The organism is Inhella sp. (assembly GCF_027532025.1).
Classification (GTDB): domain Bacteria; phylum Pseudomonadota; class Gammaproteobacteria; order Burkholderiales; family Burkholderiaceae_C; genus Inhella.
In genome coordinates this window covers 19,440-42,132 of sequence record NZ_JAPZSY010000061.1, presented here as the reverse complement: position 1 = coordinate 42,132, position 22,693 = coordinate 19,440, and the positions used below count along the sequence as shown (strand labels likewise).

The following is a 22,693-nucleotide window of genomic DNA, read 5'->3' as shown; positions in this document are numbered from 1 at the left end:
CGTCAAACGCTCAGGGGTTCGGGTTGGGGACTGCTGGCGCGGTAGCGGCCGAGCATGTCGTTCCATTGTTGGCGCACGGTCTGCACGTTGGCGTGCTTGACGTGTCCGTAGCCTCGGATGCGCTCGGGCAGGCGCGCCAGTTGCAGCGCGAGCTCCAGCTTTTCGGGCGTCAAGTCGGCGATGAGCTCGCGCACCAGGGCTTCGTAGTCGGCCAGCAGTTGCCGTTCCATGCGGCGCTCTTCGGTGTGGCCGAAGACGTCCAGCGCGGTGCCGCGCAGGCCCTTGAACCGCGCCAGCACGCCAAAGGCCTTCCACATCCAACCGCCGTAGGTGAGCTTCTTGACGCGGCCGTCGCTGCCCGGCTTGGCCAGGAGGGGCGGCGCCAGGTGGAAGCGCAGGCCGTCCCAGCGCTCGAACTGGGCCTTGAGCGAGGCCTCGAACTGGCCGTCGGTGTACAGGCGCGCGACCTCGTACTCGTCCTTGATGGCCATGAGCTTGGCCAGGTAGCGGGCCACGGCCTTGCTCAGGCGCTCGGCCTTGCCGGCCTCGCCCAGTTGGCTTTCAGCCGCGCGCACCTGAGCGACAAGCGCTTGGTAGCGCTCGGCGTAGGCGGTGTTTTGGTACTGGGTCAGGAAGCGCACGCGGCGGGCGATCAAGCCCTCGTCGCCATCCAGCTTGTCGCTGCTCAGGTTCAGCAGCACCTGTTGCTCGCCGCTGGATGTGCCCCCTAAGCGCCCAATCGCCGCCGGCGCCGCGTAGGCCAGGCGGCCCAGCGCAAACGCCGTTTTGTTGGCCTCCACCGCCACGTTGTTCAGCTCGATGGCGCGCATCAGGGCGGCGTGGCTCACCGGCACCAGGCCGGCCTGCCAGCAAGCCCCCAGCATGACGATGTTGCTCGGCATGGTGTCGCCCAGCAGGCGCTGCGCGATGCCTTGGGCGTCCAGCGTTTTTAGCGTGCCCTGGGGCCCCACGGCGAACTTCATCTTCTCCAACAGCTCGCTCGCGTGCAGGCTGGCGTCGGGGTTGCGCACGAAGGCGGCGGTGGGCAGCTCGTGCGTGTTGGCCAGGATGACGGTGCGGCCGGGCTTCACCGTTTGCAGCGCGTCCTGGCTGGCGCCCACCACCAGGTCGCAGGCCAGCAGCACGTCGGCCTGCTGGGTGTCGATGCGCACCTGGTTCAGCAGGTCGGCCGTGGGGGCCACGCGCACGAAGCTCAGCACGCTGCCGCCCTTTTGCGCAAAGCCCATGAAGTCCAGCACCGAGGCCTGCTTGCGCTCCAGGTGCGCGGCCATGGTGATCAGCGCGCCCACGGTCACCACGCCGGTGCCGCCCACGCCGGTGACCAGCAGGTCGAAGGGGCCGGTCCACTGCCAGGCGGGTGGCTCGCCGATGGCGGCCAGCTCGCGCTGCACGTCGGCCGGCGTGAAGCTGGCGCCGACCTTCTTCTTCAGCACGGCGCCGTCCACGCTGACGAAGCTGGGGCAGAAGCCGTTGACGCAGCTGAAGTCCTTGTTGCAGCTGGTTTGCTCGATGGCGCGCTTGCGGCCGAAGTCGGTCTCCACCGGCACCACGCTCAGGCAGTTGCTGGCTTGGCCGCAGTCGCCGCAGCCCTCGCACACCTGCTCGTTGATGAAGATGCGGCGCGGCGGGTCAACGAACTCCTTCTTCTTGCGGCGGCGACGCTTTTCGGCGGCGCAGGTCTGGTCGTAGATCAGCACGCTCACGCCTTTGACCTCGCGCAGCTCGCGCTGCACGGCGTCCAGGTCGCCACGGTCGTGGAACGTGGTGCCCGGCGGGAACAGCGCGCGGTGCGCGTCGTACTTCTCGATCTCGTCGGACACGATGGCCAGGCGCTTCACGCCCTCGGCCTCCACCTGGCGGGCGATCTGCGGCACGCTGGTCTGGCCGTCCACCGGCTGGCCGCCGGTCATGGCCACGGCGTCGTTGTAGAGGATCTTGTAGGTGATGTTGGTGCGCGCGGCGATGGCCTGGCGGATGGCCAGGTAGCCCGAGTGGTAGTAGGTGCCGTCGCCCAGGTTCTGGAAGACGTGCGGCGCGTCGGTGAAGCGGCTCATCGCCGCCCAGTCCACGCCCTCGGCGCCCATTTGCACCAGGCCCGAGGTGCTGCGCTCCATCCAGTTGGCCATGAAGTGGCAACCGATGCCGGCCAGCGCGCGCGAGCCTTCGGGCAGCTTGGTGCTGGTGTTGTGCGGGCAGCCCGAGCAGAAGTAGGGCAGGCGGCGCGTGGCGTCGGCGGCGTTGCTCAGCACGCAGGGCGCGGTGAAGTCCACCACGAGGTGGCGGCGGTCCAGCGCGGGGTTCAAGCGGGCCAGCCATTCGGCCACCACGGCCATGATGCGGCTCGGGCGCAGCTCGCCCAACTCGCTGAGCAGCGGGGCGCCGTGCTCGTCGGTCTTGCCCACCACGCGCGGGCGCTGGAAGGCCGGGCGATGGAACAGCATCTCTTTGATCTGCCGCTCGACGACCGGGGCCTTCTCCTCGATCACCAGCACGTCGGTCAGGCCCTGCGTGAAGGCATCGATGCGCGTGGGCTCCAGCGGGTACACCAAGCCCACCTTGTAGACGCGCACGCCGGCAGCGGCCAGGGCGTTGGGGTCCAGGTCCAGGCGGCGCAGCACCTCCATGAAGTCGAAGTGCGCCTTGCCCACGGTGACGATGCCTAGGGTGGCGGCCGGGCTGGACACGATGTGCTTGTCGACCGAGTTCAGCTTGCTGAACGCCTTCACCGCGGCCAGCTTGTGCGCCAGGCGGCTTTCCAGGTCGAGGCTGGGCAGGTCGGTCTGGCGGATGTGCAGGTTGGTGGCCGGCGTGAAGTCCGAATTTGGCAAACCCGGGTGCTCGAAGTCCAGCGGCACCGCGTCCAGGTCCACCGTCATGCCCGACTCGACCACCTCGCTGATGGCCTTGAAGCCCACCCAGTTGCCGCTGAATCGGCTCAGGGCCCAGCCGTACAGGCCGAACTCCAGGTACTCGGCCACGTTGCCCGGGTGCAGCACGGGCATGAACCAGGCCTGCATGGCCAGGTCGCTCTGGTGCGGCATCGACGAGGACACGCAGCCATGGTCGTCCCCCGCCACCACCAGAACGCCGCCCTGCGACGACGAGCCGTAGACGTTGCCGTGCTTCAGCGCGTCGCCGCTGCGGTCCACGCCCGGGCCCTTGCCGTACCACATGGCGTACACGCCCTCGACGCGACGCTGCGGGTCCAGCGCCACGCGCTGGGTGCCCAGCACGGCGGTGGCGGCCAGGTCCTCGTTGATGGCGGGCAGGAACTCGACCTGCGCCTTGCCCAAGAACTTCTTCGCCTTCCACAACTGCTGGTCGACCATGCCCAGGGGCGAGCCGCGGTAGCCGGAGACAAAGCCTGCGGTCTTCAGGCCGGCGCGCTCGTCCACGCGCTTTTGCATGATCAGCAGGCGCACCAGCGCTTGGGTGCCGGTCAGGAAGACGGAGCCGCTGTCGGCGGCCAGGTTGTCGCTCAGCTGGTAGCTGCGCAAGGGCAAAGCGTCGCTCATGGCGAGGTCTCGCAAATGAAGTGGAGGCGGGGGGAGCCGGCGCCCCCCTCGTGAGCGGGGCCGGGTCGTGAGATTGTGCCGGGTCGCCCCTGGCGCTCTGCGGGCTCAGGCCAGCACGGCTCCTAGCATCGGCCTCCGAACAGGAGGCGGCACATGGCTGACGGCCAAACAAGCGGGTTGACGCAGGAGGCGCTGGGTGTCATTCAGGTGGCCGCGCACGAACTGCCCGATGCCTGCGAGCGACTGCTCTACGTCAAGCAAATGACCGAGCAAGCCTCCCACAAGGTGTTCGCTTTGGTCGACCAACTGCAGGCCGACATCCAAGCCCTGCGCGGCTTGGCGGGTGCGCCCGACCCGGCCGCCCTCGTCGCTTTGGCCGATCGGCAGCAGGCGCTGAGCACCGAACTCATGCTGACGCAAGAGTTTCAAGACCTGTCGGGCCAAGTCATCAACAAGGTCGTCAAACTGCTGGAAAGCGTCGAGCGGCCGCTGCAGCAGGTGCTCGACCACGCGGGCGACGCTGTGTCCCCCAATCTGCCGCGGCAGGGCAACGAATTGGCTGGCGTCCAAACCCCCGACAAAGCGCTCAAGCAAGACGACGTTGACGATTTGTTGGCGTCGATGGGGTTCTGAGCCTCCTCGGGGTGCTGTCCAGGGCTTCGCCCGGCCCAGCCCCAGGCGCGTTTCGCGGCGAAATCGCCACAGTGTTGCGAAAAAGTGCCAGAGCCCCTGAAGAAGCCCCCCTGAAGCCATCGCCTGTCACCCAAGCGTCAAAGAGCCCACCCAGAATCGACGCCTTTCGTTTCTCGTGCCGGCTTGTTCACCTCAGTCGATACGTCGCTCCCGCGATGCCCCTGAGGTCCGCAAGCCGGCTTCTCCTTTGATTTCCCAGGAGTTTTCCCCATGAACCCGCTTGGTTCCTTGTTCACCCGCCACGCCTTGGCCGCCGCTGTGGCCATCGTGGCTGCCGCGCCCGCTCTGGCGCAAAACACCTCCGCCGCTATCGGTGGCCGCGTCCTGACGCCCGATGGCAAGCCGGTGGCGGGTGCCACGGTGGTGGTGGTTCACCAAGAGTCAGGCGCGTCCAACACCCTGACGACCGACGCCGACGGCCGCTACAGCGCCCGTGGTCTGCGCGTGGGCGGCCCGTACACCGTCACCGTGAGCAAGGGCGCCGACAAGTCGGTGACCAACGATGTCTACCTGGTGCTGGCTGAGACCACCCAAGTGGACCTGAGCCTGGGCACCGCCGCTCAAACGCTGGAGCGCGTGGTGGTCACCGCCGCGGCAGCGACCAAGTTCGGTTCCAGCAACATGGGCTCGGGCACGCAAATCGGTCGCGCTGAACTGGATGCTTACGCGTCCATCGGTCGCAACCTGCAGGACTACGCCCGCAACGACCCGCGCCTGTCGCAAACCGACAAAGAGCGTGGCGAAATCTCGGCCGGCGGCCAGAACACCCGTTTCAACTCCATCACCATCGACGGCGTTCGCATCAACGACACCTTCGGCTTGGAGTCGAACAACCTGCCCATGCTCAAGCAGCCGATCTCGATCGACGCGATCCAGGCCGTGCAGGTCAACCTGAGCAACTACGACGTCACCCAGACGGGTTACACCGGCGCCAACATCAACGCCGTGACCCGCTCGGGCACCAACGACTTGAAGGGCAGCGTGTACTACGTGTACCGCGACGCCAACATGGCCGGCGACCGCTACAACCGCAACAACGACACGTACTTTGCGCCGCCCGCTTTCAAGGAAGACACCAAAGGCTTCACCTTGGGCGGCCCGATCATCAAGGACAAGCTGTTCTTCTTTGCCAGCTACGAAGACCTGCGCAGCACGCGCAACGGCCCGCAATGGGGCCCCATCGGGGGCAGCCTGCCGGCCGTGGGCATCACCCAGGCGCAAGTGGACGCGGCCGTGGCTGCCGGCAAAACCTATGGCATGGACATTGGCAACCTCAACGCGGTCAGCGGCGTGGAGTTGGTCGCCAAAGACACCTTGCTGAAGCTGGACTGGAACATCAGCGAGAAGCACAAGGCCAACCTGCGCTACACCAAGTCGGAAGAAGCCAACCCCATCTTCCCGAGCACGACCAGCAACACCACGCTGTCGATGAGCTCGCATTGGTACGTGCAGCAAAAGACCTTGGAAACCCTGGTGGGCCAGGTCTTCTCCAACTGGACCGACGACTTCTCCACCGAACTGAAGATCTCGCAGCGCGACTACGCCAGCGAGCCGCTGAACAACAGCAACTTGCCCATGGTCAGTCTGATCTGGACGACCGCGGCGCCGGCCGGCACCGCAACGGGCAACCGCACGCTGCGTTTCGGCACTGAAAACAGCCGTCACTTCAACCAGTTGTCGACCAAGACGCTCAACACCTTCTTCGCGGGCACTTACTTCCTGGGCGACCACGAAATCAAGGGCGGCTTTGACCTCGAGAAGAACGAGATCTTCAATGCGTTCTTGCAGAACACCAAGGGCGTTTACGTCTTCCAGGGCACTGACCCCGTCGCCCTGTGGCAGACCGGTCGCCCGACCAGCTACAACGTGCAGCTCCCTCTGGCTGGCAAGACCTTGCGGGACGGTGCCGCCAATTGGACGCTGAACAACCTGGGCCTGTTCCTGCAGGATACCTGGACCCTCAGCAACCAGCTCACCCTGACCGGCGGCTTGCGCGTGGACAGCATCAGCACCAGCGACCGTCCTATCGCCAACACCGTGGCCTCGGGCGCTGTCGTGGCCGGCAATGCCGCCACCAATGTGCGGCAGACCGGTGGCTTTGGTTTCGACAACGCCCGCACGCTGGATGGCACCAAGTTGTGGCAGCCGCGCATTGGCTTCAACTACGCCTTCGAGCCGGTCGACAAGCGCAAGTCCCAACTGCGCGGTGGTTTGGGTCTGTTCCAGGGCGCTGCGGCCAACGTCTGGATGACCAACCCCTTCCAGAACAACGGCAGCGCCACGGCCAACTTCAGCTGCTCGGGCACCGGCGGCTCGGCCTGCCCGGCCTCGCTGGTGTTCGTGACCAACCCCGATGCGCAACCGGTCATCACCGGAACCCCGCCGGCGGCCAACATCGACATCATTTCGCCCAACGTCAAGCAGCCTTCGGTGTTGAAGGCCAATCTGGCTTTCGACACCGAGTTGCCCTGGTACGGCCTGACTGTCGGCGCCGAATGGCTGCATACCGACGTCCAAGACGGCCTGTACTACCAATATCTCAACCTGGGCACGGTCACCGCCACGTCCCCAGATGGTCGTCAGTTGTTCTGGAACGCTGCCGGTCGCAACCCCAATTGCTGGACTGCGGGCGGCGCAACGCCGACCACCGGTTGCGGATCGCTCGTCAAAGCTTTGAACAACGTCAGTTTCAACAACGTGACCCTGGTGGAACGCACGAAGCTGGGCGGCGGTGATCAGGTCACGCTGTCGGTTTCGCAGCGCCCGATGCCCGGCCTGCAATGGACGGCGGCCTACACCTGGACCACGGCTAAGGAGGTCAGCCCGCTGACCTCGTCGACGGCCAACTCGAACTGGGTCAACCGCGCCAGCTACAACCCGAACGAAGAGGTGGTGGCGAATTCGGCTTACCTGATCCGTCAGCGTGTCAATGCCAATCTGAGCTACAGCAAGGCGTTTTTCGGCAAGTACCGCACCACCCTGGGCGTGACCTACGAAGGCCGCACCGGCAAGCCCTACAGCTGGACCTTCAACAACGACATGAACGGCGACGGCGTGTCGGGCAACGACCTGTTGTACGTGCCCAAGGGCCAAGGCTCTGGCGAGGTCCTGTTCAAGCTGCCGGGTTCGACGAACACGGTGGCCAACTCGGGTGCCGCGGCCGAGGCCAAGTTCTGGTCGGTGGTCGACGCCAACAAGGCCCTGCGGGATGCCAAGGGCGGCGTGGTGGGGCGCAATGCAGCCTTCTCGAAATTCACCAACAGCTTCGACTTGCGCGTGAGCCAGGAAATCCCTGGCCTGTTCGCCGGCCACAAGGGCACGGTGACGCTGGACCTGCAGAACTTCGGCAACATGCTGAATCGTCGCTGGGGCCGTATCGACGAAGTCGGCTTCGGCACTGGTGGCAACGTTCGCAACTTCGTGAACTTCGCGGGCATCGATCCGTCGACGGGCAAGATGGTGTACTCGGTCAACGACCCGAGCGACTTCACCACCCGCCAAAACCGCGGCGAATCGCAGTGGGCGCTTCAGGTCACGGTCCGCTACTCGTTCTGAGCCTTACCGGCTCCCCCCGCCAAGGCCCGCGCAAGCGGGCCTTTTTTCTGGCGGTTCAGACCTCGGGGGTTCGCGGCCCGAACACCGCCGTGCCCACGCGCACCCAGGTGGCGCCGGCCGCAATGGCCGCCTCCAGGTCTTCGCTCATGCCCATGCTGAGCGTGTCCATCCCAGGTTGCAGCAGCCGCGCCAGGCGTGCATGGGCGCCCGTGTCGCCCGGTGCGGGGATGCTCATGAGGCCGCGCAGCCTCAGCCGGGGCAGGGCGGCCACGGCCTGGGCCAAGGCGGGCACCTCGTCCGGGGTCAGGCCGTGTTTGCTGGACTCGGCGCTGATGTTGACCTGCAGGCACACCTGCAGTGGCGGCAGGTCGGCCGGGCGTTGGTCGGACAGGCGCCGGGCCAGCTTCAGGCTGTCGACGCTGTGCACCCAGTCGAACGCCTCGGCCACGAGGCGGCTCTTGTTGCTTTGCAGCGGGCCGATGAAATGCCAGGTCAGGTGGCGGCGGATGTCGGCCAAGGAGGCGATTTTGTCCAGGGCTTCTTGCACGTAGTTTTCGCCAAAGTCGCATTCGCCTTCGGCGTGGGCAGCGCGCAACGCCTCGGCAGGCTGCGTCTTGCTGACGCACAGCAAGCGCACGCTGCCGAGGGGGCGTTGGGCGGCGCGCGTGGCCGTGTCAATCCGGATGTGGACGGCGGTGATTCGGTCGTGGAGCGTGGCCATAATGGCTCGCAGACTACCCGCTTCGCGCCGCCACCATGGACATCACGCAACTGCTCGCGTTTTCGGTCAAGAACAAGGCCTCGGACTTGCACCTCTCGGCCGGCCTGCCGCCCATGATCCGCGTGCACGGCGACGTGCGACGGATCAACGTCGAGCCGCTGGACCACCGTGGGGTGCACGACATGGTGTACGACATCATGAACGACGCCCAGCGCAAGGTCTACGAGGACACGCTGGAGGTGGACTTCTCGTTCGAGATCCAGGGCCTGGCGCGCTTTCGCGTCAACGCCTTCAACCAGAACCGCGGCGCGGGCGCCGTGTTCCGGACGATTCCGAGCAAGATCCTGACGCTGGAGCAGCTCAACGCGCCCAAGGTGTTTGCCGAGCTGGCCCTGAAGCCGCGTGGCTTGGTTCTGGTGACCGGGCCCACGGGCTCGGGCAAGAGCACCACCTTGGCGGGGATGGTGAACCACCTGAACGAGACGGAGTACGGCCACATCCTGACCATCGAAGACCCGATCGAGTTCGTGCACGAAAGCAAGAAGTGCCTGATCAACCAGCGCGAGGTGGGGCCCCACACCCTGAGCTTTGCCAACGCCTTGCGCAGCGCCTTGCGCGAAGACCCGGACGCGGTGCTGGTGGGTGAACTGCGCGACTTGGAAACCATCCGTCTGGCGCTGACGGCGGCCGAAACCGGCCACTTGGTGTTCGGCACTTTGCACACCAGCAGCGCGGCCAAAACGGTGGACCGCGTGGTGGACGTGTTCCCTGCGGCCGAAAAAGAAATGGTGCGCGCGATGCTGTCGGAGTCGCTGGTGGCCGTCATTTCGCAGACCTTGTGCAAGCTCAAGGACGGCAGCGGCCGGGTGGCGGCGCACGAAATCATGATCGGCAATTCGGCGATCCGGAACCTCATTCGCGAGAACAAGATCGCACAGATGTATTCAGCCATCCAGACAGGGCAGGGCCAGGGCATGCAAACGCTGGACCAAAATCTGATGGACTTGGTCAAGCGCAACGTCATCAGCGCGGCCGAAGCCCGCAGCCGCGCCAAGACGCCAGAGAACTTCCCGGGCTGAGTCGGACCCCAGCCGGGCCCCGAGGGCCGGGCGATGCCGAGCGAGGGCGGCAAGCAAAGGAATCACCATGGAACGCGATCAAGCCTCAAAGTTCATCAACGACCTGCTTCGCCTCATGGTGTCGCGCAAGGGCTCGGACTTGTTTCTGACGGCCGAGTTCCCGCCGGCCATCAAGGTGGACGGCAAGATCACGAAGGTGTCGCCCCAGCCGCTGGCGGGCCAGCACACCATCCAGCTGGCGCGGGCCATCATGAACGACAAGCAGACGGCGGAGTTCGAGAAGACGAAGGAGTGCAACTTCGCCATCGCGCCGCAGGGCATCGGTCGTTTCCGGGTCAACGCCTTCATCCAGCAAGGCCATGTGGGCATGGTGCTGCGCACCATTCCGGCCCAGTTGCCCACGGTGGCCAGCATGGACCTGCCGACCATCCTGAAGCCGCTGGCCGAAACCAAGCGCGGTCTCATCATCTTGGTGGGAGGCACCGGCTCGGGCAAGAGCACCACGCTGGCGGCCATGGTCGACCACCGCAACGAGTCGACCTACGGCCACATCATCACCATCGAAGACCCGGTGGAGTTCGTGCACCCGCACAAAAACTGCATCGTCACCCAGCGTGAAGTGGGCATCGACACCGATGGCTGGGAGATGGCGCTGAAGAACACGCTGCGCCAGGCGCCGGACGTGATCTTGATGGGCGAAATCCGCGACCGCGAGGCCATGGATCACGCGGTGGCCTTTGCCGAAACCGGCCACTTGTGCATGGCCACCCTGCACGCCAACAGCGCCAACCAGGCGCTGGACCGGATCATCAACTTCTTCCCGGAAGAACGGCGTCAGCAACTGCTGATGGACCTGTCGCTCAACCTCAAGGCCTTGGTGTCGCAGCGGCTGTTGCCGCGGCGCGAGGGCAAGGGTCGGGTGGCGGCGGTGGAGATCATGATCAACACACCGCTGATCCAAGAATTGATCTTCAAGGGCGAAGTGGGCGAGATCAAGGACGTGATGAAGCGCTCGCGCGAGCTGGGGATGCAAACCTTCGACCAGGCCCTGTTCGACCTCTACGAAGCCGGCAAGGTGACTTACGAGGACGCGCTGCGCAACGCCGATTCGGTGAACGATTTGCGGCTGAACATCAAGCTCAACAGCGCCCGCGCCCGTGCCGGCGACATCGGCGCCGGCACCGAGCACCTTACCATCGTCTGACCAGCGCGAGCAGGCGAGGGCGGCCCCTCAGCGGGCCATGAGCATCGCCGCGATGCGGCGGTCTTTCTCGGTCCAGATCTCACCCAGCCAAGCCTGGAACTCGGCACGGAAGGCGGCATCGCCGCCGTAGTCGCCGTCGACGAGGTGCGTGGGAATGGGGCGCTCCATCACGTGCAGGGCCACGCGGCCCATGCGGCCGCAGGCCAGATCCCAGTAGCTAGGGGTGCCGTCCAGGTAGACGACGGTCACGTCCAGCAGCGCCTGAAACTGGTGCCCCATCGCGTTCAGGGCGAGCGCCAGCGCGCCCGCTTTGGGCTTGAGCAGGTGCTCGTAGGGCGACTGCTGCGCCGCGTGCTTGGCGTCGGTGAGGCGTGTGCCCTCGGCGAAGTTCATGACGCTGGTGGGCACCAAGGCAAAGCGCTCGCAGCTGCGCCGGGTGGTTTGCCGGTCTTGCTCGCGCAGCGCGGGGTTCTTCTTCAACTGCGCCTCCGAGTGCCGGCGCATGAAGGGGAAGTCCAGGGCCCACCAGGCCAGGCCGATGACGGGCACCCAGATCAGCTGTTGCTTCAGGAAGAACTTCAGCATGGGGATGCGGCGGTTGAACACCTTTTGCAGCACAAAGATGTCCACCCACGAGCGGTGGTTGCAGTTCACCAGGTACCAGCCCCCGGGGCGCAGCGTGCCCTCGATGTCGACCCGCCACGGGTGATGGCGTTGCAGCCAACCGATCCAGGCGCTGTTGCAGGCGATCCACTGGGCGGCGATGGTGTTGAGCACCGGGTCGATGCGCCGGCGCAGGGCGGCCACGGGCAGCAGCAGCTTGAGCACCGAGAGTGTCAACAGCGGCGTGCACCAGAACACGGTGTTCAGCGTGAGAAGCACCGAGCTGAGGGTGCCGAGCAGGAAGTCAAAGGGGCGTTGCGTCATGGCCGGGGTGCAGAAGTAGGGGTCATGAAGGTGGTGAATCGGTCCAGTTCCTGTTGCAGGGCATCGGCGTAGCCGGGCTCGCGGGGCGCGTGGCCGCTGGCATACCCCAGCTCGGCGCGCAGAGCGCCGTCGCGCCACTTCAAATTGCCCCAGCCGATGACGCGGTCGCGCCACAGCAAGGGCAGGGCGTAATGGCCGCGCACGCGTTTCGCGGCGGGGGTGTAGGCCTCGAAGCGGTAAGCCCAGCCCCACAGCCGTTCGAAGCGCCGTCGGTCCCACACCACGGGGTCGAAAGGGGCGAGCAGGCGGACTCGGCTGGGGATGCGCCAGCCCTCGGCCGGCGATTCATGGTCAGGCCAGAACCAGTCGGTGCCGTCCACGCGGGCCTGTGCCAGGCGCTGTTTGGCGCGGGTCAGCGTCGCCTTGCGCAGGTCCACCCACTGGTAGGCGGCGGCGTAAAGCATGAAGATCAACTGCGACAGCGTGGCGGCGGGCAAGGGCGCGTACTTTTGCACCAGGGCATCGGCCAGCGCGTCCATCGCCGCCTGCGGGTCCGCGGGCGGTGTCCAAGGCGCGGCCAGCGCGTAAACGCGGGTGCCCTGGTCGCGGCGCACCACGTCGAGCTGGCCGCGGTAATGCAGGTCATCCAGCAGTTCGGTGGACAAGCGGCTGTCGCCGCCGAACCAGTTCTTGACCTTGCCGTGCCCCAGCGCAGCGTCCACCGCAGCCGGATGGGCTTCGCCCAACGCGGCGACGACCGCCAGCACCTCCTCCGCCTGGCGCTGGCGGGTGCGGTCCCACGTGCGCCGGGCGCGGCGCGGGTGCATCAGCGCCCGCAGGCCCGGCGTGACGAAGCCGTAGTTGACGAAGAAGTCTTCTTGCAAGCCACTGCGCGGGTAGCGGCGCTCCAGGTCGCCCACGCGGTAGCTGCGCACGCGGTGACGCAGGGTGAGGTCTTGCGCCCGCGCGGGGGCGCGCAGGGGGTCGGCCTGCACGAAACCGCCCAGGCGCTGCACGGCCTCGTCCAGGGACGTGGGCGCGAACAGGCTGCGGGCCACCGCGTGGCGGCGCAGGTCGTTGAGGCTGAGGCTGGGCATGGGCGCGAACGGGTGCAGCGCGATTCTCGGGCGCCTGAAACGCCGAACCCCGGCCTGGGCCGGGGTTCGAGTGGGCGCCTGAAGGGCGGACTTGACGCGAACGTGGTGGATTACAGACCCGCCGCCGCCCGAAGGGCTCCGGCCTTGTCCACGCGCTCCCACGTGAACTCGGGTTCTTCGCGACCGAAATGGCCGTAGGCGGCGGTCTTCTCGTAGATCGGGCGGCGCAGGTTCAGCATCTCGATGATGCCGCGCGGGCGCAGGTCGAAGTGCTCGTTGACCAAGGCGGCGATTTGGTCGTCGCTGATGACGCCCGTGCCTTCGGTGTAGACCGTGACGTTCATCGGGCGGGCCACGCCGATGGCGTAGGCCACCTGGATCTGGCACTGGCGCGCCAGGCCGGCGGCCACGATGTTCTTGGCCACGTAACGCGCGGCGTAGGCGGCCGAGCGGTCGACCTTCGTCGGGTCCTTGCCCGAGAAGGCGCCCCCGCCGTGCGGGCAGGCGCCGCCGTAGGTGTCCACGATGATCTTGCGCCCCGTGAGACCGCAGTCGCCCTGCGGGCCGCCGATGACGAAGCGGCCGGTGGGGTTCACCAGGTACTTCGTGTCCTGCAGCCACTCCTTGGGCAGCACGGGCTTGATGATTTCTTCGATGACGGCCTCGATGAACTCGGGCTTCATCTTGTCGCCCAGGCTCATTTCGGGCGCGTGCTGGCTGCTCAGCACCACGGTGTCGATGCTGTGGGGCTTGCCGTCCACGTAGCGCATGGTCACCTGGCTCTTGGCGTCGGGGCGCAGGAAGGGCAGGCGGCCGTCTTTGCGCAACTGGGCTTGGCGCTCGACCAGGCGGTGCGCGTAGTAAATCGGCGCGGGCATCAGCTCGGGCGTCTCGTCGCAGGCGTAGCCGAACATCAGGCCTTGGTCGCCGGCGCCGATGTTCAGGTAGTCGTCGCTGGCGCGGTCCACGCCCTGGGCGATGTCGTTGCTCTGCTTGTCGTAGGCCACGAGCACGGCGCAGCCTTTGTAGTCGATGCCGTACTCGGTGTTGTCGTAGCCGATGCGCTTGATGGTGTCGCGGGCGACCTGGATGTAATCGACGTGCGCGTTGGTGGTGATCTCACCGGCCAGCACCACGAGGCCCGTGTTGCACAGGGTCTCGGCCGCGACGCGGCTCAGGGGGTCTTGGGTGTAGATCGCGTCCAGGATGGCGTCGGAAATCTGGTCGGCCACCTTGTCGGGGTGCCCTTCCGAGACCGATTCGGACGTGAAGAGGAAATCGCTGGATGCCACTGCATAAACTCCTGTGAACGTTGCAACCGGCGTTGCCGTACCAGGGAGGTGGCGGCGACGCTTTAGCGGCATTTGGTGGAGCCCGAAGCTCCGTCGCCCCGCAAGTTGTCTGGTTAACTCGGCGACCGCCGCATTATCTGCCCATGTTTTTCTTGCGTTGGATGTCTCGCTGGCCCCTGTGGCTTTTGCACGGCTTGGGCGCCGCAGCCGGCTGGTGGGCCTTTGCGCTATCGCCCAGCTACCGCCAGCGGCTGTGCGCGAACGCTCGGCGGGCCGGGGTGCCCTGGGTCGGGGCGGTGGCGTCGGCCGGGCGCATGCTGTTCGAGATCCCCTGGCTGTGGCTGCGGCCGCGCACGCGGCCCCTGGGCGATTGGGTGCGCTGGGACGGGGTCGAGAAGGTGCAAGCCGCCCTGGCGCAGGGGCGCGGCTTGATGATCCTGACGCCGCACATGGGCTGTTTCGAGGCCGCCGCGCAGGCCTATGCCGAGCGGTTTGGCGCCGCCCACCCCATCACCGTCATGTTCCGCCCGGCGCGCAAGCCTTGGCTGCGCGACCTGGTCGCGGCCTCGCGCGACCGCGATCACCTCACGGCGGCCCCGGCGGCGGTGGCCGGCATCCGGCAGATGCTGCGCGCCCTGAAAAAAGGCGAGGCCGTGGGCGTGTTGCCCGACCAAGTGCCTCCCGAGGGCATGGGCCAGTGGCAGCCGTTCTTTGGGCAGCCCGCGTACACGATGACCCTGGCGGCTCGGTTGATGCAGCAAACCGGCTGCGTGCCTGTCTTGTTCTGGTGCGAACGGTTGCGCTGGGGGCGGGGCTTCGTGCTGCACGTGCGCGACTTCCCCTTCCCACCTGGTGAGCCCAGCTTGGATGTCCTCACCGAGGCCACCAACCGCGCGATGGAGTTGTTGATTCGCGAAATGCCCAGCCAGTACCTGTGGGGCTACAACCGCTACAAGGCACCGCGGGGTGTGGAGGGGGTGGCATGAAGCGGCTGCTGTCTCGCGGCGGCGCGCACCTGGGCATCGGGCTGATGTGGTTGTTGCACTGGCTGCCGATGCCGGTGCTGGCCGCTTTGGGGCGCGGCTTGGGGGCTGTGCTGTGGCGGCTGGCTGGCTCTCGCCGGCGGATTGCGCGTCGCAACCTGGCGCTGTGCTTTCCTGAACGGAGCGAGGCCGAGCGCGAGGCCCTGGCGCGCGAGCATTTTGGGTGGGTGGGGCGCTCCATCCTGGAGCGCAGCTTGCTCATGTTTGCCTCGCGCCGGCGCTTGCTGCGCCTGATGCAGATCGAAGGCGACTTGACGCTGGCCGAGCGCAGCGACCGGCCGGTGATGTGGCTGGTGCCGCATTTCGTGGCCCTGGAGTGGGTGGGCCCGGCCTTGATGCTGCGGCAAAGCCGCCCAGCGCTGGACGTGTACCAGCGGCAAAGCAACCCCGTCATCGACGCGGCCCTGCTGCGCGCGCGCGGACGCTTCGGCACCAACGCGCTGGTGGACCGGCACGAGGGCGCCCGGCCCGTGATCAAGTGGATCCGCCAGGGCTATGGCTTCGTGAACGCGCCCGACATGGACTTTGGTCGTGATGGCTCAGCCTTTGTCCCCTTCTTTGGCGTGCCCGCCTGCACGCTGCTGGCGCCGGCCAAGATGGCCCAGAGCCTGGACATGCTGGTGTTGCCGCTCATCGTCCACATCCGGCCCGGTGGTCTGGGCTACAGCATCAAGGCGCTGCCGCCCTTGGAGGGCTTCCCCACGGGCGATGCCTTGGCCGACACCGCCTTGCTCAACCGCTGGGTGGAGGCCCAGGTGCGCGAGCAACCCGCCCAGTACCTGTGGGTGCACAAGCGTTTCAAGACGCGGCCTGAGGGCGAGCCCCCCCTCTACTGACCGGCGTCGCCCGCGACAATCGCTCCATGCACCTGCCCTTCACCAAGATGCAGGGCGCCGGCAACGACTTCGTCGTGATCGACGCCACCCGCCAGCCCTTCGCCTTGAGCCCCACGCAATTGCGTCGTTTGGGCGACCGCCGCTTCGGCGTGGGCTGCGACCAGATTCTGGTGGTGGAGGCGAGCACCGAGCCCGGCATCGACTTCCGTTACCGCATCTTCAATGGCGCCGATGGCGCCGAGGTGGAGCACTGCGGCAATGGCGCGCGCTGCTTCGTGCGTTTCGTGCGCGACAAGGGCCTGACCGAGCGCGACACGGTGCGCGTGCGCACCGTCAATGCCGTGTTGGAGTTGCGCCTGATGGCGGACGGGCGTGTGCGTGTGGACATGGGGCCGCCGGTGTTTGAGTCCGCGCGGGTCCCCTTCGTGCCCGGCGACGAGCCCTTGCTGCAGGGCGTGGCCGTGCTGTCCATGGGCAATCCGCACGCCGTGCTGCGCGTGGACGATGTGGATGCTGCGCCCGTCGGCACCTTGGGCCCGCGCATCCAGGCGCTGCCGGCGTTTCCGCAGGGCGTGAACGTGGGCTTCCTCCAGGTGCTGGACCGCGGCCACGCCCGCATCCGCGTCTACGAGCGCGGTGCTGGCGAAACCCTGGCCTGTGGCACCGGCACCTGCGCGGCGGTGGTCGCGGGCATCCGTGCCGGGTGGTTCGACCCCGCGGTGGAAGTGCAAGCGCGTGGCGGGCTGCTGCGCATCGAATGGGATGGCCAGGGCAGCGTCTTCATGACGGGCCCGGCTGAGACGGTTTTTGATGGAGAGATCGAGCTGTGAGCACCCCCGACATTCAAGGCATCACCGAGCAGGACTTGGCCAACTACCTGGCCGCCAACCCCAGTTTTTTCGAGCGCTACGCCGACCTGCTGGCGGCCATCCAGTTGAGCCACCCGCTGGGCCACCGCACGGTGAGCCTGCAAGAGCGCCAGGCCGACATGCTGCGTCAGCGCATCAAGGGCCTGGAGCAGCGCATCATCGAGATGATCCGGGCCGGCACCGAAAACCTCGGCCACTTTGAAAAACTGCAGCGCTGGACCCTGGCCCAGATGCAGGACGGTGCCACGCCGCAAAGCCTGTTGGAGGGCCTGCGCGAGCAGTTCCTGATCCCCCAAGCGGCCTTGCGTGTGTGGGGCGTGAAGCCCGAGCAGGCGCAGGCCGACTGGGCGGCGCCCGTGGCCGACGACGTGAAGGCCCTGGCCGCCGAACTGGCCGAGCCCCGCTGCACGCTGAACGACGGCAGCGCGCCCTCGCGCTGGGTGGCCGGGCCCGTGGGCTCGATGGCCCTGATCCCCCTGCGCCGTCCGGGTCAGGCGGCCGATGGGGCGCCGTTCGGCTTGATCGTGCTGGCCTCGCCCGACGCCACCCGCTACGCGCCCGACAAGGGCAACGAGTTCCTGCTGCGCGTGGCTGAAGTGGCGGGCACCGCGCTCGCCAAGCACCTTGCCTGACGCGCTCCACCCCTTCGACGATTACCTGACGACGCTGCGCGTGCAGCGCCGCTTGGCCGAACGCACGCTGCGCCTTTACGCCGACGCGCTGGCCCGCCTGCAAGCCGGTTGCCAGAGCCTGGGCCTGGCCTTGGACGAACTGCGCCCCAGCACGGCCCGCGGCTTGGTGGCCGAGCTGCATGCGGCGCGTTTGGGTCCGCGCAGCTTGGCGTTGATCTTGTCGGCCTGGCGGGGCTACTACCAGTGGCTGGCGCAGCAGCGCCGCATCGACCACGACCCGCTGGCCGGCGTCAAGGCCCCCAAGGCCGCTCGGCCACTGCCCAAAGCCCTGGCGGTGGACGATGCCGTCGCCCTGGCCGACCACGCACAGGGGGACGATGTGGCGAGCCGGCGCGATCGCTGCCTCATCGAACTGCTCTACGGCGCTGGATTGCGCCTGAGCGAGGTGCTGGGCCTGGACGTGCAGCCCGGTGGCGCGGGGCACGTCGACCTGGCCAACACCGAGGCCCACGTGCTGGGCAAGGGCGCCAAGCGCCGTGCCGTGCCCCTGGGCGAACCGGCCCTGCGCGCCTTGCGCGACTGGCTGGCCGTGCGCGGCCAATGGGCGCGCTCCGACGAGCCTGCCCTGCTGCTGGGCGAACGCGGCGCCCGCCTGAGCCCCAGCCAAGCCCGCGTGCGCCTGGCCCAGGTGGCGGTGCAAGCCGGACTGCCGGCGCACGTGCACCCGCACATGCTGCGCCACAGCTACGCCAGCCACTTGCTGCAAAGCAGCGGCGACCTGCGCGCCGTGCAGGAACTGCTGGGCCACGCCAACATCCGCACCACCCAGGTCTACACCCGGCTGGACTGGCAGCACCTGGCCCAGGTGTACGACGCCGCGCACCCGCGCGCCAAGGGCCGCAAATGATGGCCCGCCGGCGGCAAGCCGCCACAATGCCGCCCCTATGAAAACCATCCAACTGCGTCCGGGCAAGGAGCGCTCGCTGCTGCGCCGCCACCCCTGGGGGTTCGAAGGCTCCATCGCCAAGGGCAAGGCCGACTTCGGCGAGACGGTGCGCGTGGTGGGCAGCGACGGTGGCTTTTTGTGCTGGGCGGCGTACAGCCCGAGCTCGTCGATCAAGGTGCGCGCTTGGAGCTTTGACGAGGCCGAGCGCATCGACGCCGAGTTCTTCGAGCGCCGCATCCTCGCCGCGCTGGCCGTGCGCGAGCGCTTGGGCATCGAGAGCAACGGCGTGCGCCTCATCCACGGCGAGGCCGACGGCCTGCCGGGCCTGATCGTCGATCGCTACGCCGACACGCTCGTCGCGCAGTTCCTCGCCGCTGGCACCGAGCAGTGGAAGGGCGTGATCGCCGATGCCCTGCTGGCCGCGACTGGCCTCGCAAAGTTGTACGAGCGCAGCGACAGCGGCGTGCGCCAGCTCGAGGGCCTGCCGCCCGTCACCGGCTGGCTGCGCGGCGAAGGCCCCACCACCGTGGAGCTGCTGGAGAGCAGCTGGCGCCTGACCCTGGACGTGGCCGAGGGCCACAAGACCGGCTACTACCTGGACCAGCGCGACAACCGACGCGACTTTGCCGTGTGGGTGCGCCGCCTGAAGGCGCAGCGCGTGCTCAATTGCTACAGCTACACGGGCGGCTTTTCGGTCGCGGCGCTGGCGGGTGGTGCCACCGAGGTCACCAGCGTCGACTCCTCGGCCCCGGCTTTGGCGCGCGCCACCGCGCATGTGGTGCTGAACGGCTTCGACCCCGCGCACCACACGGCGCTCGATGCCGATGTGAACGCCACGCTGCGCCAGTTCCTGAAGGAAGGGCGGCAGTTCGACGCCATCGTGCTCGACCCGCCCAAGTTCGCCCCCAGCGCCGCGCATGCCGAACGGGCCAGCCGCGCGTACAAAGACATCAACCGCCTGGGCCTGAAGCTGCTGGCGCCCGGCGGCCTGCTGGCCACCTACAGCTGCAGCGGTGGCGTGGGCCCCGAGCTGTTCCACAAGATCGTGGCGAGTGCTGGCACGGACTCCGGCGTGGACGGCGCCATCGTCGCGCGCGTGGGCGCCGCCCCCGATCACCCCCAAACCCTGTGCTTCCCGGAGGGCGAGTACCTCAAGGGCTTGCTCGTGCTGAAGCGTTGACGATGAAGACCGTGTCTTTGTTGCTCGGCTGCGCCCTGGTGGCTCCGGTTTGGGCCGACGAAAACCCCGTGCCGCTGGCGGCGCCCCGCGACACCCGCCCGGCCACCGCCGAGCTGTCGGCCCAGCCGCTGCGCTTGCCCAACGGGCAGTCGGCTGGTTTGCTGGCGGGCAGCTGGCTGGTGGCGGTGGACGACGACTGGGGCTTCGGGCCCACGGTTCTGGGCACCGCCAAGGGCAATTTGGGTGGGGTGTTTGTGTTTGGCGTCACCGGCCAGCGCCGCTGGCGGCTGGGCAGCCACACCCACCTGGCCGCCAACCTGACCTTGGGCGCCGGCGGCGGGCTCAGCAGCCCGGCGCTGCGCTTCGGTGGTGGCTTCATGGTGCGGCCCGAACTGCAGGTGCGCCAGGAATGGGGGCCGTGGTACCTGGGGGCGGGCTTGGCGCACACGCGCTTTCCCAGCGGCAACGTGCGCGACACCACCTGGACCCTGACCCTGGGCCGCATGGACGACTTCCGCGCCTTCGCGCCGAGCGACGTGGGGCGCCCTGGGCGCACCCACGCGCGCGGTGGGGTGGGCTTTGACGAGATGGCGCTCAGCGGCGGCTACTACACGACCCGGGGCGGCAGCCGCAACCGCGAGGGTCAGCCGCTGCGCGAGCGTCTGGGCCGCGCCGGGGCCGATGCCCGTCAGTACATCGCGCCCGATGCCTGGTGGGGCGTTGAAGCCGCGGGTGCGGCCAAAGGCGGCATCGACGGCTACATGGAGGTCTTGCTCAACGCCGGCACCGACTGGGCCCTGTTCCACCCCCAACTGCGCCTGGGCGTCCAAGGGGGCGTGGGCCTGGGCGGTGGCGGCGGGGTGGACACCGGCAGCGGCCGCCTGTGGCGGGTGGGGCCCACGCTGCGCTGGATCACCCCCTGGGGCCCGGCCCTGCGCTTGGACGCGAACCGCACCCAGTCGATGAACGGCCGCTTCTCGGCGCAGGAGACGCGCTTGAGCTTGGTGCTGCCGCTCGAGGGGCGACGCAGCACGGACGAGCTCGGACGCGATCGCGAAGACGGCATCGTGCGCCAACAAATCCTGTGGGGCGGCGTGCAGCACCACAACAGCGTGCGCTTCAAGGATGGCAGCCAGCAAGCCGTCACCAAGGCCCTGCTCGGTGTGAATCGCGAGTTGGGCCCGCACCTGTACGGCGCTGCCCAGGGCAACGCGGCCGCGAGTGGCAAAGCCGGGGCGTATGCCATCGGTCTGTTCGGCGTCGGCCTGCAGTCGTCGCCCCGGGGTTCGGGGGCCTGGCGCTGGCGTGCGGGCGTGGAGGGACTGGTGGGGGCTGCCGGCGGCGGCGGGGTGGCCGTGGGCGGTGGCGCCGTGGGCCAGACCGAGGCCTGGGTGCAGTGGGAGGGCACCGGCCCCCACGAACGCCTGCGCGTGCGCCTGGGTGCGGGGCAGTGGGGCACCTTGCGCGGCAACACGCAGCGCGCGCCCTTTGTGGGGCTGAGCATCGGGTACGCCTACGGGGTGTTGGGTTCCTGAGCTCTCGGGCGGGCCGCGGCCAACGCCGACCGGTGGCGGAGGCATGGCCGGGAACCGTGGCGTCTGTCACACTGCAACCGAGCGCTTGACCCGGTGATGCCGGCGTCGGGCAGGTGCAGAGGGCTATCTTCAGACGACTTGTCCGCCACGGGGCATCGCGCACGGGATGTTCCCCCAGGCTGAACCGAGGAGTTGCCATGGGAAGTACCGCTCAATCGGACGCAGCTGCCCGCTTGCAGGCCATTGCCCTGTGGGCCCAGCGTCGGTCGGCCGACGAAGTCAACCGGGCCAAAGGGGCCTACCGCAATCCCTACGCGCGGGATCGCGCCCGATTGCTGCACTGCTCGGGCTTCCGGCGCTTGCAGGGCAAGTACGTGTTGCCGGGGCTCGATCAAGGCGACTTGATGCGCACGCGATTGACGCAATCGCTGGAAGTGGCGCAGTTGTCGCGGGGTTTGTTGCGGGCCCTGGATGCCCTGCATTCCCCCGATGCCCCTTGGCGGGCCGTGTTGCCCGATCCCAACCTGGTCGAGGCCATCGCCTTCGCCCGCTTTCTTGGCAGCACGCCTCTGGGTCATGGTGGCGAGTTGGCCCTCCAGACCTGGATGGCCGACTGGGGCGGATTTCAGGTCGACGCCCAAGCCTTGCGGGCCGTGTGTGCGCTGGAAAGCTACTCGGAGTCCCATGGGTTGGATCTGTCGCGGCGCGTGTTGATCGGCTGCCTGACGCACCCCGCCGCCTGGCCATCGGTGGTGCCGCCCCACAGCGTCCAGCCGCCGGGGGCCTACTACGAGGAGGAGGCTGCGGCGGTGGCTTGGATGGTGGAGGGCGTGTCCTCGTCGGACGCCGAGCGCTTCCTGCGCCCGGCCGTGCGCGCGGATGCGCAGCGCGCGGGTCGGGCCGGACCGCCCTCATGGGACTGCAGCATCGTCAAGCTGGCGTGGGAGATCGCGCACGGCGTGCATGAATTGGAGGATGGCATCGCCCTGGGGCGCATCGGGCACGACGACTGGCGCAAGGTGGTGCCGGACGCAGGCTGGGCCAGTGCCGTCGAGGTGGACGACCATGCTGCGTTGGCGGACTCGCTGTTCGGTGCGTCCGAGGCGCGGCGCCGGCGGGCCATCGGCACCCTCATCAACGCCTTCGTCGTGTCGGTGGAGGTCGACGAATGGCCCGAGTTCGAGAGCCCGCTGTTGCGCTACCAAGCCAGTTTGATGCCTCAGGCCAGGGCCTGGCTGAAGCAACTGGGGGAGTTGGTGGACCGCAAGGTCTTCCACGCGCCCGAGTTGGCGCCCACGCTGTCGCGTGGCCTCAGCGCCATGCAGGGGCTGTTGGAAACGTGCTGGGCCGACCCGGAGCGCTGCTTGCCGGGCCCGGTGTTGCAGCGCCTGCGGGTGGCTTCGGGCGAACGCGCGCGACGACGTTGCGTGGCCGATTGGTTGGCCGGCTTGCCCGATTTTCAGTGCGTGCGGCTGCAGCAGCAGTGGCGCCTTTGACGGGTTCTCCCGGCGTTGGCGGCCACCCTCGATGGGTGTGACATCGGGCACG

At 67.9% G+C, this 22,693-nt stretch carries 17 protein-coding genes; 12 read left to right on the top strand and 5 right to left on the bottom strand.

Features of this window, described 5'->3' with window-relative positions:
- Positions 1–2 precede the first annotated feature (2 nt).
- Positions 3–3,536 (bottom strand): indolepyruvate ferredoxin oxidoreductase family protein, encoded by a 3,534-nt coding sequence (locus O9335_RS09550; protein WP_298387101.1) that lies wholly within the window; start codon positions 3,534–3,536, stop codon positions 3–5.
- Positions 3,537–3,689: 153 nt separating this feature from the next.
- On the opposite strand from O9335_RS09550, the gene O9335_RS09545 reads away from it, so the two are divergent.
- Together O9335_RS09545 and O9335_RS09540 are read left to right on the top strand one after the other, a co-directional pair.
- Entirely contained in the window at positions 3,690–4,169 is a 480-nt protein-coding gene (locus tag O9335_RS09545) for a protein phosphatase CheZ (RefSeq protein WP_298387099.1), read from the top strand.
- A 270-nt stretch (positions 4,170–4,439) separates the two neighbouring features.
- On the top strand, positions 4,440–7,784 hold the full coding sequence (locus tag O9335_RS09540) for a carboxypeptidase regulatory-like domain-containing protein (protein ID WP_298387097.1): 3,345 nt from the start codon (positions 4,440–4,442) through the stop codon (positions 7,782–7,784).
- A 55-nt stretch (positions 7,785–7,839) separates the two neighbouring features.
- On the opposite strand, the gene O9335_RS09535 is transcribed toward O9335_RS09540, so the two are convergent.
- Positions 7,840–8,505: a YggS family pyridoxal phosphate-dependent enzyme gene (locus tag O9335_RS09535; protein WP_298387095.1), complete on the bottom strand. Its 666-nt coding sequence runs from the start codon at positions 8,503–8,505 to the stop codon at positions 7,840–7,842.
- Positions 8,506–8,540: 35 nt separating this feature from the next.
- Between O9335_RS09535 and O9335_RS09530 the strand changes: the two genes are divergently transcribed.
- Both O9335_RS09530 and O9335_RS09525 read left to right on the top strand, forming a co-directional pair.
- Positions 8,541–9,584, top strand: a complete 1,044-nt coding sequence (locus O9335_RS09530) for a type IV pilus twitching motility protein PilT (RefSeq protein WP_298387093.1) — start codon at positions 8,541–8,543, stop codon at positions 9,582–9,584.
- 67 nt (positions 9,585–9,651) lie between these two features.
- Positions 9,652–10,788: a PilT/PilU family type 4a pilus ATPase gene (locus O9335_RS09525; RefSeq protein WP_298387091.1), complete on the top strand. Its 1,137-nt coding sequence runs from the start codon at positions 9,652–9,654 to the stop codon at positions 10,786–10,788.
- A 27-nt stretch (positions 10,789–10,815) separates the two neighbouring features.
- Here the strand turns inward: O9335_RS09525 and O9335_RS09520 are convergent, their stop codons facing one another.
- The 3 genes from O9335_RS09520 to metK all read right to left on the bottom strand — a co-directional run bounded on the left by O9335_RS09520 (position 10,816) and on the right by metK (position 14,104).
- Positions 10,816–11,715, bottom strand: a complete 900-nt coding sequence (locus O9335_RS09520) for an acyltransferase (RefSeq protein WP_298387090.1) — start codon at positions 11,713–11,715, stop codon at positions 10,816–10,818.
- The gene (locus O9335_RS09515; RefSeq protein ID WP_298387087.1) at positions 11,712–12,812 is read right to left on the bottom strand and encodes a crosslink repair DNA glycosylase YcaQ family protein; all 1,101 of its coding nucleotides are present in this window, start codon (positions 12,810–12,812) and stop codon (positions 11,712–11,714) included. Before O9335_RS09515 ends, O9335_RS09520 begins: the two co-directional genes overlap by 4 nt.
- 110 nt (positions 12,813–12,922) lie before the next feature.
- A complete protein-coding gene (gene metK, locus O9335_RS09510) occupies positions 12,923–14,104 on the bottom strand; it encodes a methionine adenosyltransferase (protein ID WP_298387085.1) in 1,182 nt (393 codons plus the stop codon).
- A gap of 143 nt (positions 14,105–14,247) precedes the next feature.
- Between metK and O9335_RS09505 the strand changes: the two genes are divergently transcribed.
- The 8 genes from O9335_RS09505 to dgt all read left to right on the top strand — a co-directional run bounded on the left by O9335_RS09505 (position 14,248) and on the right by dgt (position 22,641).
- Positions 14,248–15,090, top strand: a complete 843-nt coding sequence (locus tag O9335_RS09505; RefSeq protein WP_298387083.1) for a lysophospholipid acyltransferase family protein — start codon at positions 14,248–14,250, stop codon at positions 15,088–15,090.
- Positions 15,087–15,983: a lipid A biosynthesis acyltransferase gene (locus O9335_RS09500; RefSeq protein WP_298387081.1), complete on the top strand. Its 897-nt coding sequence runs from the start codon at positions 15,087–15,089 to the stop codon at positions 15,981–15,983. Before O9335_RS09505 ends, O9335_RS09500 begins: the two co-directional genes overlap by 4 nt.
- Before the next feature lie 26 nt (positions 15,984–16,009).
- Positions 16,010–16,813, top strand: a complete 804-nt coding sequence (dapF, locus tag O9335_RS09495; protein WP_298387079.1) for a diaminopimelate epimerase — start codon at positions 16,010–16,012, stop codon at positions 16,811–16,813.
- Positions 16,810–17,484, top strand: coding sequence for a DUF484 family protein (locus tag O9335_RS09490; protein ID WP_298387077.1), 675 nt, complete (start codon positions 16,810–16,812; stop codon positions 17,482–17,484). The genes dapF and O9335_RS09490 overlap by 4 nt, the downstream gene beginning before the upstream one ends.
- A complete protein-coding gene (locus tag O9335_RS09485) occupies positions 17,477–18,391 on the top strand; it encodes a tyrosine recombinase XerC (RefSeq protein WP_298387075.1) in 915 nt (304 codons plus the stop codon). Before O9335_RS09490 ends, O9335_RS09485 begins: the two co-directional genes overlap by 8 nt.
- A gap of 37 nt (positions 18,392–18,428) precedes the next feature.
- Positions 18,429–19,610 (top strand): class I SAM-dependent rRNA methyltransferase, encoded by a 1,182-nt coding sequence (locus O9335_RS09480; protein ID WP_298387073.1) that lies wholly within the window; start codon positions 18,429–18,431, stop codon positions 19,608–19,610.
- 2 nt (positions 19,611–19,612) lie between these two features.
- On the top strand, positions 19,613–21,145 hold the full coding sequence (locus O9335_RS09475) for a hypothetical protein (RefSeq protein ID WP_298387071.1): 1,533 nt from the start codon (positions 19,613–19,615) through the stop codon (positions 21,143–21,145).
- Between the two features lie 197 nt (positions 21,146–21,342).
- Entirely contained in the window at positions 21,343–22,641 is a 1,299-nt protein-coding gene (gene dgt / locus O9335_RS09470) for a dGTP triphosphohydrolase (RefSeq protein ID WP_298387069.1), read from the top strand.
- The last annotated feature ends 52 nt before the right edge of the window (positions 22,642–22,693 follow it).

Coding starts and splice junctions, on each gene's coding strand:
- O9335_RS09550 (WP_298387101.1), bottom strand. CDS start 3,536: ATGAGCGACGCTTTGCCCTTGCGCAGCTACCAGCTGAGCGACAACCTG.
- O9335_RS09545 (WP_298387099.1), top strand. CDS start 3,690: ATGGCTGACGGCCAAACAAGCGGGTTGACGCAGGAGGCGCTGGGTGTC.
- O9335_RS09540 (WP_298387097.1), top strand. CDS start 4,440: ATGAACCCGCTTGGTTCCTTGTTCACCCGCCACGCCTTGGCCGCCGCT.
- O9335_RS09535 (WP_298387095.1), bottom strand. CDS start 8,505: ATGGCCACGCTCCACGACCGAATCACCGCCGTCCACATCCGGATTGAC.
- O9335_RS09530 (WP_298387093.1), top strand. CDS start 8,541: ATGGACATCACGCAACTGCTCGCGTTTTCGGTCAAGAACAAGGCCTCG.
- O9335_RS09525 (WP_298387091.1), top strand. CDS start 9,652: ATGGAACGCGATCAAGCCTCAAAGTTCATCAACGACCTGCTTCGCCTC.
- O9335_RS09520 (WP_298387090.1), bottom strand. CDS start 11,715: ATGACGCAACGCCCCTTTGACTTCCTGCTCGGCACCCTCAGCTCGGTG.
- O9335_RS09515 (WP_298387087.1), bottom strand. CDS start 12,812: ATGCCCAGCCTCAGCCTCAACGACCTGCGCCGCCACGCGGTGGCCCGC.
- O9335_RS09505 (WP_298387083.1), top strand. CDS start 14,248: ATGTTTTTCTTGCGTTGGATGTCTCGCTGGCCCCTGTGGCTTTTGCAC.
- O9335_RS09500 (WP_298387081.1), top strand. CDS start 15,087: ATGAAGCGGCTGCTGTCTCGCGGCGGCGCGCACCTGGGCATCGGGCTG.
- dapF (WP_298387079.1), top strand. CDS start 16,010: ATGCACCTGCCCTTCACCAAGATGCAGGGCGCCGGCAACGACTTCGTC.
- O9335_RS09480 (WP_298387073.1), top strand. CDS start 18,429: ATGAAAACCATCCAACTGCGTCCGGGCAAGGAGCGCTCGCTGCTGCGC.
- O9335_RS09475 (WP_298387071.1), top strand. CDS start 19,613: ATGAAGACCGTGTCTTTGTTGCTCGGCTGCGCCCTGGTGGCTCCGGTT.
- dgt (WP_298387069.1), top strand. CDS start 21,343: ATGGGAAGTACCGCTCAATCGGACGCAGCTGCCCGCTTGCAGGCCATT.